The organism is Pseudomonas fluorescens (assembly GCF_000967965.1).
Classification (GTDB): domain Bacteria; phylum Pseudomonadota; class Gammaproteobacteria; order Pseudomonadales; family Pseudomonadaceae; genus Aquipseudomonas; species Aquipseudomonas grandcourensis.
Genome location: NZ_LACC01000026.1, coordinates 169,537 through 185,666 on the forward strand (window position 1 = coordinate 169,537; position 16,130 = coordinate 185,666).

The following is a 16,130-nucleotide window of genomic DNA, read 5'->3' on the forward strand; positions in this document are numbered from 1 at the left end:
GGCACCATGACCAGTCAACACAAGCTGTTGCCATCACTGCTGGACCGATTGCTGGACGATCGTCCGCATCAGTCCATCGAAGCGTCATCGCAGCGCTTGTGTTCGCTGGCCGATTACAAGGCCAGCATCGTTCGCGACCTGGAAATCCTGGTCAACACCCGCCAGTCCCTGGTCGCCAACGAACTGGACGGTTTCGTCAACCTGAGCGGCAGCATCCTCGACTACGGCATGCCGGACTTCACCAGCCGCAGCGTGCTTGATCCGAAAGATCGCCTGCTGATCCAGCGGCAACTGGAGAAAGCGATCACGGTCGGCGACCGGCGCTTTCGCAGCGTCAAAGTGCAACTGCTCGCCCAACAGACCGGCCAACGCATGCTGACCTTTCGCGTGGACGCGGTCCTGCGCCTGCAAGACGTCACCCGTCAGATGTCCTTCGACGCGGTGCTGCAGGTCAACACCCAGGAATACAAAGTGCAGAACCTCAACTGATGCTCGACGATCTGCTGCCCTATTACGAAAAGGAACTGTCGCACCTGCGCTTTTTGGGCCAGGAGTTTGCGAGCCAGTATCCGAAAATCGCTTCGCGGTTGCTCATCGAGGGCGATAACTGCGAAGACCCGCATACCGAGCGCCTGATCGAAGCGTTCTCGTTCCTGTCGGCGCGGGTGCATAAAAAACTCGACGACGAGCTGCCGGAAATCGTCGAGTCGTTTCTCGAAGTGCTGTACCCGCATTACCTGCGCCCTACCCCGTCGATGTCGATCGTCGAGTTCAACCTGGGCAAGCAGGAAAAAGTCACCGAAGCCTTCCGCGTGCCCCGGCATACCGAGCTCAGTGCCAACCCGATCGATGGCGTGGTGTGTAAATTCCGCACCTGCTACCCGGTCGAGCTGTGGCCGGTGGCGGTGCAACAGGCATCGTTCATCGAGATGGAACGCTCGGCGTTCAACGGCCACAGCGCTGACCTGGTCGCACGCTTGCGCATCGGCCTGATGGCCACCTCCGACGTGATGTTCGGCAAGCTGGAACTGGACAGCCTGCGGTTCTTCCTCGACGGCGAAAGCACGTTGATGCTGCAACTGTACGAACTGCTGTTCAACAACCTGGCCAAGGCCACGCTGACCTTCGAAGATCAGGGGCGTACCCGCGAAGTCGTCTTGCCGGCCAACGCCTTGAAAGCCGTCGGTTACGGTCTGGACGAAGGTCTGGTGGACTACTCCGAGCGCTCGTTCCTCGGCTATCGCCTTCTGCACGAGTACTTCACCTTCCCCGACAAATTCATGTTCTTCGACCTGTCGGGCTTTGCACGGATTCTGGCGGGCAAGGATGTCGAGAAAGTCGAGGTCAATTTCTACTTTTCCGACTACGACCTGAGCGACCGCCTGGCGCGCCTGACGCAAAACATCGGGCGCAATAACTTCAAGCTCAATTGCACGCCGATCATCAACCTGTTCCGCCAGCAGGCCGAGCCGATCAAGTTGACCCACGCCCAGCACGAGTACGCGGTGACGCCGGATGTGCGCCTGCAAGGCTCGGCTGAAGTGGTGTCCATCGATCGCGTACGGCGCGTGCGCAAGGTCGGCGGTATTGATCAGGTCGGCACCTGCCATCCGTTTTTCGAACCCCGAGGCGATCAGGGCCCGGGCCAAAGCTTCTGGATTGCCCGGCGCCGTGCGGTACAGAGCGGCCAGCGCGACGGTTCGAACGTGTTCATCCGGGTGGTGGATCGCGAGTTGGGGCTGATGGAGTCCAACAACGATGCGTTGAGCATCCGCCTGACCTGCAGCAACCGTGACCTGCCCCTGATGTTGCCGTTCGGTGGCGAGCGTGGCGATTTCAATATTCCGGGCAACTCGGTGATCAAGGACATCCGCTGCCTGCGCAAGCCCACCGCCACCGCGCGCGTACCGCTGGGCAACGGCGTGATCTGGCGGCTGATTTCACACCTGTCGCTGAACCACATGTCGCTGGTGTCCCGTGGTCGCGAAGTGCTGCTGGAACTGTTGTCGCTCTACAACTATCGCAACGTGTCGGCGATCCGCAAACAGATCAACGGCATTGTCTCGGTGAACAGCGAGCCGGTTGTCGCACGCATCGGCCACCCGCGGCCAAACTTCGTGCGCGGCGTCGGCATCACCCTCAATTTCGATGAAAGCCAGTACACCGGCAGCGGTGTGTTTTTGTTCGGCATGGTGCTCGATCACTTCTTTGGTCAGTACTGCTCGATGAACAGTTTTACCCAATTAACCCTTCGCACCTTGCAGCGCGAAAAGAGAGTCGTCCAATGGCCACCGCGAACCGGCGATCAACCCCTGGTCTGATCGACCAGGCACGGGCTGAGCCGCACCGATTCGAGTTTTTCCAGTTGGTGCGCTTGCTTCGCCTGCATTACAGCAGAACCGGGCGTATGGACCTGGAAACCCGACCGCACGAAGACCCTTTGCGTTTTCGCTCGCAGCTGTCGCTCAACTTCCCGGCCAGTGAAGTCAGCGATCTGCAGTTCGAGCGTGAAGGCAAGGTCTCCGTGGCCGGCCTGCCGCTGTCCGAGATGCAAGTCACCTTCATGGGGCTGGTCGGGCCGTCGGGCGTGTTGCCGCGCCCGTACACCGAGCTGTTGATCGAGCGACACATCCAGTACCGGGACGACGCGGCCCACGCGTTCCTCGACATCTTTTCGCACCGCATGACCACGCTGTTCTACGAGGCCTGGCAAAAGTACAAGTTCTACATCGAGTACGAACGCAACGGCACCTCGGATTTCGACCGTTACCTGCTCAATCTGGTGGGTTTCGGCCCCGAGGCGCAGAAGCAGAAATTCGACCGGCAAGGCTCGCCCCTGCGCCGTGAATTGTTCAGCTATTTCTCCGGCCTGTTCGCCCAGAAGCCACGCAACGCGTTGAACCTGGAAGTGATGCTCAGCTTCTATTTTTCCCTGCCGTTCAAGGTCAAGCCGTTTGCCGGTCGCTGGCTGAAACTCGACGCCAGCCAATGTACGCAGCTAGGGCGCAAGAACGCCGTGCTCGGGCAAAGCGCCGTCGCCGGCAATCGGGTCTGGGACTACCAGTCATGCGTGCGCATCGAGATGGGCCCGCTGGAACTGGGCGACTATCAACGCTTCCAGCCTGGCACCGAGGACTACCAGAAGCTGGTGGAACTGGTGCGTTTCTATGTCGGCGCGGAACTCGACTTCCAGTTGGCGCCAAAGCTCAAACCGCAGTCCGTACCCGTCGCCCGCCTGGGTCGCCAGGGCAACCTTTCGCTGGGCCGGCTCGGCTGGCTCAAACGACCAGGCGTCGACGTGGAACCCTCCCGTTGCGCGCTCTTTCACATTCCTTTTGATGGGGTCTCCCTGTGAACCTGAAGTCCCTGTTCGCCAAGCTCAACGACACCAGCCGTACCGCCACCGAAAGCGCCGCGGCGCTGTGCCTGTCGGAACACCACTACGATGTCGAAATCGAGCACCTGCTGTTGCAGTTGCAGGGCGGCCACGACAACGACCTGCCGGCCATCCTGCGGCATTACGACGTGGTGCCTGAGCGCTTGCAGGCGCAACTGGTGACGGCACTGGGGACGTTCAAGAAGGGCAACACCCGCACCCCGGCACTGTCGCCGCACTTGACCCGCATGATCGAGCAGGCATGGGTGCTGGCGTCGATCGAGTTCGGCCAGGCGCAGATCCGCACCGGCCATCTGTTGCAAGCCTTGCTCGATGACGACGAACTGCGCCGAGTGGTGATCGCGGGTGCGGCCGAGCTGGAGAAGATCAACGCCGACGATTTGCGCCTGAACCTCAACGCCTTGGTGGAAGGCAGCGCCGAATCGGCCCTGGCCAAACCGCTGGGCACTGCGGACGTCGCCAGCACCAGCCCGATCAAAGGCAACGGCAAAACCCCGGCCCTCGACCAATACACCATCAACCTCACGCAAAGCGCTCGTGAAGGCCGGATCGACCCGGTGCTAGGTCGCGAGTTCGAGGTGCGGCAGATGGTCGACATCCTCACCCGCCGCCGCCAGAACAACCCGATCCTCACTGGTGAGGCCGGCGTCGGCAAAACCGCCGTGGTCGAAGGCCTGGCCCTGCGCATCATCCAGGGTGACGTGCCGTCGGTGCTCAAGGGCGTCGCCATCCACACCCTGGACCTGGGCCTGTTGCAGGCCGGAGCCGGGGTGAAAGGCGAATTCGAAAACCGCCTCAAGTCAGTCATCGAAGAAACCAAGCGCAGCCTGCACCCGATCATTCTGTTCATCGACGAAGCGCACACCCTGATCGGTTCGGGCGGCCAGGCCGGGCAGAACGATGCCGCCAACCTGCTCAAGCCGGCCTTGGCTCGCGGCGAACTGCGCACCATCGCGGCGACCACCTGGGCCGAGTACAAGAAGTACTTCGAAAAAGATGCCGCCCTCGCCCGCCGCTTCCAGGTGGTGAAGGTCGAAGAGCCGGACGAAGACAAGGCGATCCACATGCTGCGCGGCCTGCTGGCCAAGATGCAGGAGCATCACAAGGTCACGGTGATGGACGAAGCGCTGGTGCAGGCCGTGCGCCTGTCCAATCGCTACATCACCGGGCGCCAACTGCCGGACAAGGCCGTCAGCGTGCTGGACACCGCCTGCGCCCGGGTCGCCCTCGGGCAATCGGCGCAGCCGGGGCCGCTGGAAGACTGCAAACGCCAGATCGACAATTTGCAGGCGGAAATCTCGGTACTGCAGCAGGAAGCCGCCAAAGGCAGCGACCATGCCCGACGCCTGGCCACCCTCAACACCGAACTGCTGAGCGAACAGCAGACTCGCGATGCCCTCGAGCAACAGTGGCAACGCGAGCTGCAACTGGTGGAAAAACTCGGCGCCCTCAGCCACCCGGAAAACCAGGCACCGGATACCCAGGAGATTGCCGCGGTGCGCGCCGAACTGGCCAGCGTCCAGGGTGAGCAACCGCTGGTGCATGCCCTGGTGGATGGCGGCACCATCGGCGAAGTGATCTCCGGCTGGACCGGCATCCCGCTGGGCAAGATGCTGCGCGACGAAATCGAAACCGTGCAGCGCCTGCCGGCGTTGCTGGGCGAGCGTGTGCTCGGCCAGGACCACGCACTGCAGGAAATCGGCAAGCGCATCAAGATTTCCCGAGCTCGCATGGAAGACCCGAACAAACCGATCGGCGTGTTTCTGTTGCTCGGCCCGAGCGGCGTCGGCAAGACCGAAACCGCATTGGCGCTGGCCGACACCCTGTACGGCGGCGAGCGTAACGTCATCACTATCAACATGTCCGAGTACCAGGAAGCCCACACGGTTTCGAGCCTCAAGGGTTCGCCACCGGGTTATGTCGGCTATGGCGAGGGCGGCGTGCTGACCGAAGCCGTGCGACGCAAGCCCTACAGCGTGGTGCTGCTCGATGAAGTGGAAAAAGCCCACCCGGACGTGCTCGAACTGTTTTTCCAGGTGTTCGACAAAGGCGTGCTGGATGACGGCGAAGGTCGCGAGATCAACTTCCGCAACACCGTGATCATCCTCACTTCCAACACCGGGACCGACCGCATCATGCAGTGGTGCCTCAATGCGCAGCCACAACCGACGCCGGAAGACATCGTCGAAGGGCTGCGTGACGAGTTGAACCAAGTGTTCAAGCCGGCCTTCCTCGGCCGCCTGACCATCGTCCCCTACTACCCGGTCAAGGACGCGATCCTGGAGCGCATCGTCGCGCTCAAGCTTGCGCGCATTCGCCAGCGCTTCGAGCGCAATCATCAGGCCGTCCTGAGCTATGACGAGGCGCTGGTCAAGGCCATTGCCTCGCGCTGCACGGAAGTCGACAGCGGCGCCCGCAACATCGACAACATTTTGTCCAAGACCCTGATGCCAGAACTGGCCCAGCGGGTCCTGGAGCGCATGGCGCAGGACAAACCGATTCAGAGTTTGAACATCGAGTTGGGCAGCGACGGCGATTTCGCCTATCGCCTGAACTGATCGGGCATTTACAGGTAGTGGTCATGGACAAGAGATATCCAGGGAAGCGTCCCGAAAAGACGGCGTTGGCTAAATGCCTGACGGCGGTGGTGATGATGGCGGTACTGAGCGCCTGTGGCGTCACCGACCGGGTCGGCAAGCGGGTCGACGACACGTGGGCCGGCGACATGCTGTTCGACGACAACGAGAAAGTCATCCTGACGTCCGACGGCGGCAACCAGCTCAATCCCGACGCGTCCGGCAAGCCGCTTTCGGTGGTGCTGCGCGTGTACCAGCTGACATCGCTGGAGCGCTTTGCGTCGGTGGATGCCGACTCGCTGTGGGACGACCCGCAAAAGGCTCTCGGCAATACCCTGCTGGAAAACCGCGAAATCACCTTGTTGCCGGGCATGGGGCAAGTCGACAAGTGGCCCCTGAACAAAGCAGCCGGCTATGTCGGCGTCGCGGCTTTTTTCCGCACTGATGAGAACAGTCGCTGGAAGGTCGCGTTTGACGCCAACTCCCTGCGCAAGGACGGCATCTGGTTCTCCTCCGACGGCCTGCGGGTGCTGGTGGACAACAACACCGTGTCGGCCGTCAGCGGCGTCGACGTGCTGGACAAACCCAAGACCCAGGAACAACTGGCCAAAGCCGCTGAGCAACCGGCCGAACCCACGCTGACCGACCGTGTGCAGGACGCTGTGGTGCAGAAGGCCCAGGACCAGGCGAGTGCCTCCGCGCAAAAAGCCGTGGACTCGAAATTGAATTCATTATTGGAAGGCGCTCAATGAGTAAGCAAAGCCGGGTGATGTGGTCCGAAGGCATGTTCCTTTTGCCACAGCATTTCCAGTATCAGGATGAGTTCCACCAGCATCAGCTGGCGCAGGCGACCCTGCGCAACACGCCTTTTCACTGGGGCGTGCAGTTGCTGGAAGTGGACGAGGAAGCCCTCGCCACCGGTTCCCTGCAGCTCAAGCGGCTGAAACTGGTGTTTCCCGACGGCAGCCTGTTCGACGCACCGCAGCACGATCCGCTGCCTGCCGCCCGGGACTTGAAGGACCTGCTCAAGGGTAACGACCTGAAGGTCTACGCCGCGCTGAAACTGCCTGAGCCTTTCGGCCTGAACTACGTCGAAGACGGCCAGGAGCAAAAAACCGGGCGGCGCTTTCGCAAGCAGTTCGACACCTTGCCGGACCTCAACGAAGGCGACCTGGAAAACGAAATCACCAGCCTGCGCCTGAACGTGGTGATGCTGATCGACGGCGACAACCTCGATGGCTACACCTGGTGCCCGATTGCCCGGCTGTCGCGCAACAACATCGGCGGTTTCAACCTCGATGGGCATTTCGTGCACCCGACGCTGCACCTGGGCACCCACGACACCCTGATCGGACTGGGCAAGCGTTTGCTCGGTGCCTTGCAATCCAAGAGCAAGGCGCTGTCGGGCCGTCGCCGCGAGCGTGCGGATCAGATCGCCGAGTTCGGCTCCAGCGACGTGACCCTGTTCTGGCTGTTGAACACAGTGAACCGTGCCCACCCGGCCCTGGCGCACCTGCTTGCGCACCCGCGCTTGCACCCCGAGCGCTTGTATCTGTTCCTGGCCGAACTCGCCGGCGGATTGCTGACGTTCTCGCTGGACACCCAACTCAACGACATCCCCGAGTACGACCACCACGACCCGGCGGCCTCGCTGGTAAAGCTCGACGAAATGATTCGCGTGCTGCTCGACAACGTGGTGCCGAACCAGTGTGTGGTGATCAACCTGACCCAGACCAAACCCTCCTACTGGCAAGGGCAGTTGCACGACCCACGGTTGGCGGAGGCGGACTTCTACATCTCCGTGCACGCCGACATGCCGGGGGCGAGCCTGCTGGAACTGGTGCCTCGGGCGTTCAAGGTCGGCTCGCCGGAAGACATCGAAGTGGTGGTCAACAGCGCCATGCCTGGGGTCACCCTCAATCATTCGACCCGCCTGCCCAATGCGATTCCGGTGCGACTGGACAATCACTACTTCTCCATCGAGCCCCATGGTCGGGTCTACGAACGAATGATGAGTGCCCAGGCCATCTCTTTCTATGCGCCCAGCGCGTTCACCAACCTCAAGCTTGAACTGATGGCGGTACTCAAATGACCGAAGCCGTACTGCAAGGCGCCGTTGCGGCCGCCCGTGAAAAACCGACACTCAAAGACCTGGTGCAGGACTTCATCAGCATGGCGCTGATCGTGCGCAAGGGTCGCCAGGTGACTTCGGTCAGCGCCTTCGAGGCGAGCGTCGATACCTTCTTCAAGGCGCTGGAACGCGATGCCCGTGGCGCCAACTACAGCGTCGAACAGGTGAAGGACACCCAGTACGCCCTGTGTGCGTTCCTCGATGAAAGCGTGTTGCGCTCCGGAGACAACGAGTTGCGTCGGCACTTTGAATTGCAGCCGCTGCAGTTCCGCTATTTCGGCGTGCACCTGGCCGGCGAAGGCTTCTTCGAAAAAATCGATGCGCTGCGTGGCGACGTCAAACAGAACCTCGATGTGCTCGAGGTTTACCACCTGTGTCTGGCCCTGGGTTTCGAAGGCAAGTTCAGCCTCGGGCAAAAGGACCAGCTGCGCTACCTGGCCAATACCCTGGGCCAGGACATCGCGCGTTTTCGCAAGACGCCCAAGGCCCTCTCGCCTGACTGGGCGTTGCCCGACCAGGTCTCGCAGATGCTGCGCCATGAGGTTCCCCTGTGGCTCTACCTGGCGCTGATTGCGCTGGTCTGCGCGGGTGTCTACCTGACGCTGGACTGGTTGCTGGCCAAAGACCTGGCCGCATTGTCCGAACAAATCAGCCAGCTGTTCAGTGCCTGAAAACAGGTCAGGTAATCGAGTCAGGAAGACATGAAGACATTATTGCGTTCGTTGAAAAGTTTTTGGTTCCTCGTTCCCGTCCTGTGGCTGGCGAGCCTGGCGGTCTGCTGGTTCGTGGCCCCGCACGTGAGTTGGCTGCGCGGTTATGCGCTGGAAGCGATGGCGATCGTCAGTGCCTTCTATCTGCTGATCATTGTGCTGCGTCAGTACAAGCGCATCCGCGCCGAGCACAACCTTGAAAACCTGGTGCAGATCGAAGTCGATCGCTCGCTCAAATCCGCCGGTGAATTCCGCGATCAGCAAGTGCTGCGCGAACGCCTCAAGCACGCCATCGCGATGCTGCGCGCTGATCGTTCGGCCGGTGGCGGCGGCTCGTCGGCGCTTTATGATTTGCCGTGGTACCTGGTCATCGGCATGTCGGCAGCGGGCAAGACCTCGTTGCTGACCCGCTCCGGCCTGTCCGCGAGCATTGCCAGCAGCGCCAACGACACCGAGAGCGGCACCCAGCATTGCGATTGGTATTTCAGCCCCGAGGCCGTGATGATCGACACGGCCGGCCGTTACCTGCGGGACGACCCGTCGGCCAGCGAGTTCGCCGCCTTCCTGCGGATGCTGAAAAAGCAGCGCAGCAAAGCCGCGGTCAACGGCTTGGTGTTGGTGGTGAGCCTGCCGGAACTGCTGGCGTGCAGCGCCGCCGAGCGCAACGAACTGGCCGCACAACTGGTGTCGCGCATCGAGGAATACAACGAGTGCCTGGACGCCAGTCCGCCGATCTACCTGATGCTGAGCAAGACCGATCAACTGCCGGGCTTCAGCCAGGCGTTTGAAGGCCTGGACCTGAACGAGCGCCAGCAACCGCTGGGCATGACCTTCGGTTTGTCCGAGATCCGCAACCAGGGCCTGCGCCCGGTGCTGGATGCCAAGCTGGCCAACCTGCACGGCCATATTCGTCGTCACGTCGACGCCCAGATGATTGCCTTGGGTGCCGATGCCAACAGCGCCCTGCTGAACTTCCCGAACTATTTCGCCGAGCTGTCGGGGGTGCTGGAGCAGTTTCTCCAGCACTTCGCCGAGAGCGGTCGCAGCGGTGCGCCGCTGTTGCTGCGCGGGCTGTATTTCACCAGCGCCTTGCAGACCGACCAGCAGTTGAGCCAGGTGTATGAAGACGACCTGGCCGAGTCGTTTGCCTTGCAAGCGGAGCATGAGCAACTGGAGCAAAGCAGCGGCAAGAAAATCAGCGACCGCAGCTACTTCATCACCGATACGTTCCGTCGGGTGATCTTCCCGGACCGTGACCTGACCCTCTATCAGTCGCGCCTGGGCAAGAACACCTCCGCCAGCCCTGCCCTGCTGGGCCTGGCGGTGCTGGCCGGGGTTGCGTTCATTGGCTGGCAAGCCCTGTCGTTCCAGAACAACCGTCAGTGGCTGGCCACACTGCGCGAGCAACTGACCGAACTGCAACAGTCCCCGGACCGTGCCGGGCTGCTCGCCTCGGGCCAGGGCCTGGAACTGCTGCGCGATCAACTCTCGGCCATCGAGAAGTACCGTGCCAAAGGTGTGCCGCTGCAACTCGGCGCGGGCCTCTATCGTGGTGACGACATCTACCGCGTCGCGCAGACTGCCTACTTGCAGCAACTGCGCACCCAGGCGCTGGAACCGGTCACCTTGCAACTGCAATTGCAGATGCGCGCCTTCAATGAGTTCGCCAAGACCATGGACGCGCAGAACAGCTTTGCGCCTGCGCCAAACAAAGCCGACCCGGTCAAAGCCCGCGCGCAAGGCCAGAAACTGCCGGTGCGCTTGAACAACCTGCCGCGCAGTGGCGGTGATGTGGCCAGCCGCCTGACCGGTGCCGCCAAGGGTGCCGCCAACAAGGCACGGGGGGATGCGCTGACGGCACTGCGCAACCCAGCCACGGCGAGCGATGCCGCTGATTTGTCGGCGACCACCGGCGGGCTGTCGTTGTCCGAGGAAATGCTCGGCCGGCTGGATGAGCGCCAAGTCGCGTCCATCATCGAGTCCTACAACGCGCTGAAGCTCTACCTGATGCTCACGCAACCCGGCACCCATCCAGATCCGGAGTTCGTCGGCGCTGCATTGCCGGTGGCCTGGGCCAATACCGCCAGTGCCGACAATCCTGTCAGCACCGCGGTGATTCAGGACAACTCACCGGTCTACGTGCAATTGCTCAAGAATGGCCAGGCACCGACCTTGTCGCGTAACGAGCAGCTGATCAGCGAAACTCGCAACAGCCTCAAGTCCTTCATGATTTCCAGCTCGCTGGTGGACCGTGAATACCTGCGTCTGCAACTGGAATCCAGCCGTCAGTTCCCGGCCGTGGGCTTGAGCGACCTGGTGCCGATGCCAGGCCGTCAGTTGCTGTACGGCACCGAGGCGGTCCCGGCGATTTTCACCCGCCAGGGCTGGGAACATTTCGTCAAGCCCGAGCTGATCAAGCTGGTGTCGGGCAACCTGCAAAATGAATCGGACTGGGTGCTCGACGGCGAAGGCGGCGACAGCATCGTGCAGAAAGCCAACTTCATCCGTGAGTTCATGACGCGCTACAAGCGCGACTACACACAAGCCTGGTACACCTTCATCGACAGCGTCGGCGTTCGTCATTTCACCGACATGGCCAATGCGACCCAGCAACTGTCGCTGCTCAGCGACGTGCAGAACTCGCCGGTGAAAATCCTCCTGGCGGCGATCAACGACAACACTCAATGGGACGTCCCTGCCCCCCGCGAAACCCTGCCAGCGGGCATCAAGCCCGATGACGGATTCTGGAGCAGCGTCACCGGGATCTTCGATGGAAAGAATTCATCGGCAAGTACGTTGATTTCGCCTTTACCGGCGGTCGACGACGGCAGCCTGGCCAAACGCTTCGAGCCAGTGTCGCGGGTGTTTGCGGTGCAGAACGCCGAAGGCGCCGACAGCACGATCATGGACCGCTACCTGGCGGCCTTGCGCAAACTCAAAGTGCGGATGAACAACATCCAGCGCTCCCAGGACGTTGGCAAGAGCAGCAAGCAGCTGATCAGCGAAACCCTCGAAGGGTTGCCAAGTGAAGTGACCAGCGTGCGCAACTATGTCGAGACCACCGTCGACACCAGCCAGGGCGGTCTGTCCGATTCGTTGCAGGGCCTGTTCAGCCTGCCGATCCAGTTTGCCTGGGAAACCCTGCGCGACCCGGCCGGCCAACAGATTGCCAAGGCCTGGGCGCAGCAGATTGCCAAGCCCTGGGAGCAGGTCATGGCGCACCGTTACCCGATTGCGCCCGGTAGCCGCAATGAAGCCTCGGTCAAGGATCTACAGCGTTTCGTCGACCCGGAGTCCGGGCTGCTGCCGAACTTCAAGCGCAACGAAATCGGCAATCTGTCCGGTGGCGAAGGCCTGGGGATGAGCAGCAACAGCAAGGCAACGCCGCTGGTCAACCCGAACATGGTCAACAGCATCGACAAGGCCAGTTCGTTGGGCCAGGTGATCGCCAGCCTGTCGGACCGCGACAACGGCTTCGAGATCATGCTCGAACCTTCCGCCAACCTGACCGACATCATCTTCACCCTCGATGGCCAGGTGCAGCACTACCGCAACGGCAAGACCAGCTGGAGCCGCTTCTCGTGGCCGGGCACGACCACCACGCCGGGCGCACGCCTGGATGTGGTCACCCTGACCGGCGAGCGCATCACGGTGTTCGACTACCCGGGCCGCTGGGGTCTGCTGCGCATGAACGACAGCGCGCGGGTCAGCGATCTTGACGGCATCCAGCAGCGCTTCAGCTGGAACACCAGCAGTGGCCCGGTCAGCCTCGCCGTGCGCAACTACGGCGGCGTCAAGTTGACCGACCTTGCCAACGTCAAGGCATTGAGCGCGCTCAACAGCAAAGAAGGTCAAGCGCTGTGAGCCGCCGAGCCTTGAAGCAGGGTTGCGGCCAATGATCGGCTGCTTCGGCAAGGTGCCCGCGAGCCCGGACTTCGTCAGTCTGCAAGGTGCGGGTGACGACGTCTGCGAGTTCGATAGCTGGCTGCAAGGGGCGCTGGCCGCCCTGCAGCATCGCGACGACTGGCGCGAGCTGTTCGACGGGTTGCCGCTGTGCTTTTTCAGCTACCGCGCGCGCAGCGGCAACTGGTTACTGGGTGGGCTGATCAGCTCGAGGGATTCGAGTGGACGGCGCTATCCGTTCTTCATTTTCCAGACCCTCAAGGCCAGTGAAGCCGAGCCTCTGGTCAATCCGTTCACCCTGGGTGAATTGTTCAGCGGGCAGATCCGGCCGCTGCTGCACATGGCCGTTCAGGGTGAAAGCACCTCGGTGCTGTTCGAACGCATCAAGGCCCTGCGCCCGTTGCAAGGCCAGGACTTCGAGTTGTTCCGGCGCGTGCATGACAAGTTCCTGGTGAACTTCAACCTGCGCGATATCAGTACCGCCCTCGAAGGCGCCTACCCGGAGTTCGTCACCAATGCCGTGCTGACCCGTCTTCAGGCCCTGAGAAGGCACCTGGCTCACGCGACGCCAATCGGCATCGCCCTGCCCTTGCCGGCGGAAAGAGGCCTGAAGAATCCGACCGCCGATCTGTGGGTCACCTGGCTGACACAAATGACACCGGAACGCGCCGTGCCGCAGATCAGCCTGCTGGCGGACGACTTCATGCGTCCCCGGCTGATCTGTTTTGCATCGCGCCAGACCAGCGACGCCTACCGCGTGCTGACGGGCATCAGTGACCGTTCGCAGAGCTACGACGTGCTGGCGTCCTTCGATGCCTTTGACGAGCACCACCGCACACACGCCTTTCCCGAAATCGACCGCCCTCTGGGTGACGTTATCGACCGTTTTGTCGATGCCCTGGATTCGAAGCCTGTATGAACAAGATCAAGTACTACTTCTTGCGCTATCAACCCTACATCCTGGGGGTGTGCTTTTTCCTCACGATCTTCGTGGTGTGGGGCATCGGGCGTGCATTTGATTTCAGTTCGCTCAACAGCCTGCTGACCGGCATCGCTGTATTCCTGGTGCTGTCCGCCGGTTATGTGCTGCTGCTCTATCGGGGCGTGTCGCGGCATCACAACCTTGAAGGACTGCTGCGCGAGGATGCCGATCAGGCGGTGTTGAACGCGAGCCCGGCGGATCGCGAAGAAGTCAGCCTGTTGCGCGAGCGCCTGTTGCAGAGCATCGAGCGCTTGCACAGCAACAAGCCACGGGGCAGCAATCCCAAGGATGCGCTGTATGCCCTGCCCTGGTACCTGGTGGTCGGTCAGCCTGCGGCAGGCAAAAGCACCATGCTCTACCAGTCGGGCCTCAACTTCCCCTACGCCGAGCGCGAAGGTGTGCGCGTCGCTGGCCTGGGTGGCACCCGCAACTGCGACTGGTTCTTCAGCTCCGAAGCCGTGCTGCTGGACACCGCCGGGCGCTACATGAACAACCAGGAAGAGGCCGGCAAATGGCGCGCATTCCTGCAACTGCTGCGCCAGCATCGCCAGCGCCGGCCGCTCAATGGCCTGATCGTCACCGTCAGCATCCACGACATCCTGCAAGCCTCGCTCGAAGATCAGGAGCGCATCGCCAAGCGCCTGCGCGAACGCATCCAGGAAACCCATGCCCTGCTGGAAGTGCGGTTGCCGGTGTACCTGGTGTTCACCAAATGCGACCTGGTGCCGGGTTTTGCGCCCTTCTATCGCCAACTCGATGAAACCGCACGCGGCGAAGTCATGGGCAAGACTTTCTCCCACAAGGGCTATGAGCAAGCCGACTGGGGCCAGCGTTTCGGCATCGCGATGGACGAGCTGGTCAGCTATTGGCAACAGGTGGCGAGCCAGCAGCTGGTCACCCAGGACATTCAGATCACCCGGCAGGATTCGGCGGTGTATCGCTTCCCGCTGGAACTGGCGGCCCTCAAGCCACGACTCCAACTGTTCGTCGATGCCCTGTTGCGCGCCAACCCTTATCAAAGTGCGGAACTGCTGCGCGGCTTCTATTTCACCAGCGCGCTGGACGCAGACCAGCCGGAACTGGGTGGACACGCACGGCAGGTGACCGAGCGCTTTTCCCTGGAGGGTGATCGGGAGATCGCCAACGGTCACGCGCAACCGCGCCCCTTGTTCATCAACAGCCTGTTCCGCAAAGTCATCATTCCCGACCAGCACCTGGTGGCGCTGTACACCACCAACCACCGCGAACGTCGGCGCCGGGCGACCTGGATCGGCGGTGCCGGATTGGTTGCGGTGCTGCTGTGCAGCTTGTTGGGCTGGTCGTATGTGAACAACAGGAACACCTTGCAGAGTCTCTCGGCAGAACTGACTCAGGCTGGCGTCGACGACCGTTCAGTCCCTGCTCAGTACACCGATTGGCAAACCCTGGATCGCCTGCGCTTCTGGACCGCGCACTACTACGCGCAACACCACGACGAAGGCGTGCCGCTGCGCATGCGTCTGGGGCTCTATCAAGGGCACAAGGTAGAACCACTGGTGCGCAGCCGCTATTTCGATCGGCTGGAAAGCGTGATGCTCAAGCCCACGGCCGACAACCTGACCCGCTCGTTGTACTTGCTGACCACCCTCAAGGTCTATCAGCGCAACGCCAAAGAGCTGATGCCCGTGACCGGCGTGGACAGCGTCGAGCCCAAGGCCCTGCCCAACGACAATCGGGCGCAGTCCATTGCGCAGTTCGGCAAGGCGACGCTGGACACCTACGTCATGTTGTCCCGCGCACAACGGGAAAAGGCCGACCCTGGGTTCCTGAAAGCGAAAATCCCGGATTACTGGTACCCGGCGATTGCCCGTCAGGTCGGCAACGCCAGTGTCGCCGCCTCGGACTATGAATTCGCCAGCCGCCAGATCAATTTCTACAGCGACCAGATTCACGAGCCGGACGTGCCACGGATTCTCGACAACGCGTTCCTGATCTCCAGCTCGCGCAACTACATCAACAGCCTGCTGACCCAGTCGTTGCGCTCGATCGAAACCATCACGCTGGAGTCGGACACCCTGTTCGCTTTCGCCCGTGCGGACTTCCAAAGCCTGAAGACTGAAGGCCAAAGCCAGCTCAGCGCGATCGCCGGCAAGCTGCTCAGCACCCCCAACATCGGAAAAATCATCATCGCCGGGCACGCCGATCAACTCGGAGACCCGCAAGGCAACCTGCAGGTTTCCAAACAGCGGGCACAAACCATCAAGACCTACCTGGTGGGCAAAGGCGTACCCGGGGAGCTGGTCGAAGCCGTCGGCGAAGGCAGCAACAAGCCCTTGGTCAAGTGCGATATGCAGCAGCCAAGGGCCCAGCTGATCCGCTGCCTTGAGCCTAACCGGCGGGTAGAAATCGAAGTGCGGGCACTCAACTGAGCAGGCGCGCCTTGTGTAGAAAT

At 61.8% G+C, this 16,130-nt stretch carries 10 protein-coding genes; all 10 read left to right on the plus strand.

The window, feature by feature from the left end; all coding sequences use genetic code 11:
- The first annotated feature begins 6 nt into the window (after positions 1 to 6).
- The 10 genes from tssE to tssM are packed head-to-tail and all read left to right on the plus strand — an operon-like array spanning position 7 to position 16,107.
- A complete protein-coding gene (gene tssE / locus VC35_RS21900; RefSeq protein ID WP_046042537.1) occupies positions 7 to 489 on the plus strand; it encodes a type VI secretion system baseplate subunit TssE in 483 nt (160 codons plus the stop codon).
- Entirely contained in the window at positions 489 to 2,321 is a 1,833-nt protein-coding gene (gene tssF, locus VC35_RS21905) for a type VI secretion system baseplate subunit TssF (protein ID WP_046042539.1), read from the plus strand. The genes tssE and tssF overlap by 1 nt, the downstream gene beginning before the upstream one ends.
- Positions 2,285 to 3,355 carry a type VI secretion system baseplate subunit TssG gene (gene tssG, locus VC35_RS21910; RefSeq protein WP_046042540.1) on the plus strand — a complete coding sequence of 357 codons (1,071 nt, stop codon included), beginning with the start codon at positions 2,285 to 2,287 and terminating at the stop codon, positions 3,353 to 3,355. The genes tssF and tssG overlap by 37 nt, the downstream gene beginning before the upstream one ends.
- On the plus strand, positions 3,352 to 5,955 hold the full coding sequence (gene tssH, locus VC35_RS21915) for a type VI secretion system ATPase TssH (RefSeq protein WP_046042541.1): 2,604 nt from the start codon (positions 3,352 to 3,354) through the stop codon (positions 5,953 to 5,955). The genes tssG and tssH overlap by 4 nt, the downstream gene beginning before the upstream one ends.
- A 23-nt stretch (positions 5,956 to 5,978) precedes the next feature.
- Positions 5,979 to 6,725, plus strand: a complete 747-nt coding sequence (gene tssJ / locus VC35_RS21920; protein ID WP_080925366.1) for a type VI secretion system lipoprotein TssJ — start codon at positions 5,979 to 5,981, stop codon at positions 6,723 to 6,725.
- Complete coding sequence (gene tssK / locus VC35_RS21925; RefSeq protein WP_046042543.1) at positions 6,722 to 8,065, plus strand: type VI secretion system baseplate subunit TssK; 1,344 nt, start codon at positions 6,722 to 6,724, stop codon at positions 8,063 to 8,065. Before tssJ ends, tssK begins: the two co-directional genes overlap by 4 nt.
- Entirely contained in the window at positions 8,062 to 8,775 is a 714-nt protein-coding gene (icmH, locus tag VC35_RS21930; RefSeq protein ID WP_046042544.1) for a type IVB secretion system protein IcmH/DotU, read from the plus strand. The genes tssK and icmH overlap by 4 nt, the downstream gene beginning before the upstream one ends.
- 30 nt (positions 8,776 to 8,805) lie before the next feature.
- Entirely contained in the window at positions 8,806 to 12,678 is a 3,873-nt protein-coding gene (locus VC35_RS21935) for a type VI secretion protein IcmF/TssM N-terminal domain-containing protein (RefSeq protein ID WP_046042545.1), read from the plus strand.
- A gap of 31 nt (positions 12,679 to 12,709) precedes the next feature.
- Positions 12,710 to 13,636 carry a type VI secretion system-associated protein TagF gene (tagF, locus tag VC35_RS21940; RefSeq protein WP_046042546.1) on the plus strand — a complete coding sequence of 309 codons (927 nt, stop codon included), beginning with the start codon at positions 12,710 to 12,712 and terminating at the stop codon, positions 13,634 to 13,636.
- Positions 13,633 to 16,107 carry a type VI secretion system membrane subunit TssM gene (gene tssM, locus VC35_RS21945; RefSeq protein ID WP_046042547.1) on the plus strand — a complete coding sequence of 825 codons (2,475 nt, stop codon included), beginning with the start codon at positions 13,633 to 13,635 and terminating at the stop codon, positions 16,105 to 16,107. Before tagF ends, tssM begins: the two co-directional genes overlap by 4 nt.
- The last annotated feature ends 23 nt before the right edge of the window (positions 16,108 to 16,130 follow it).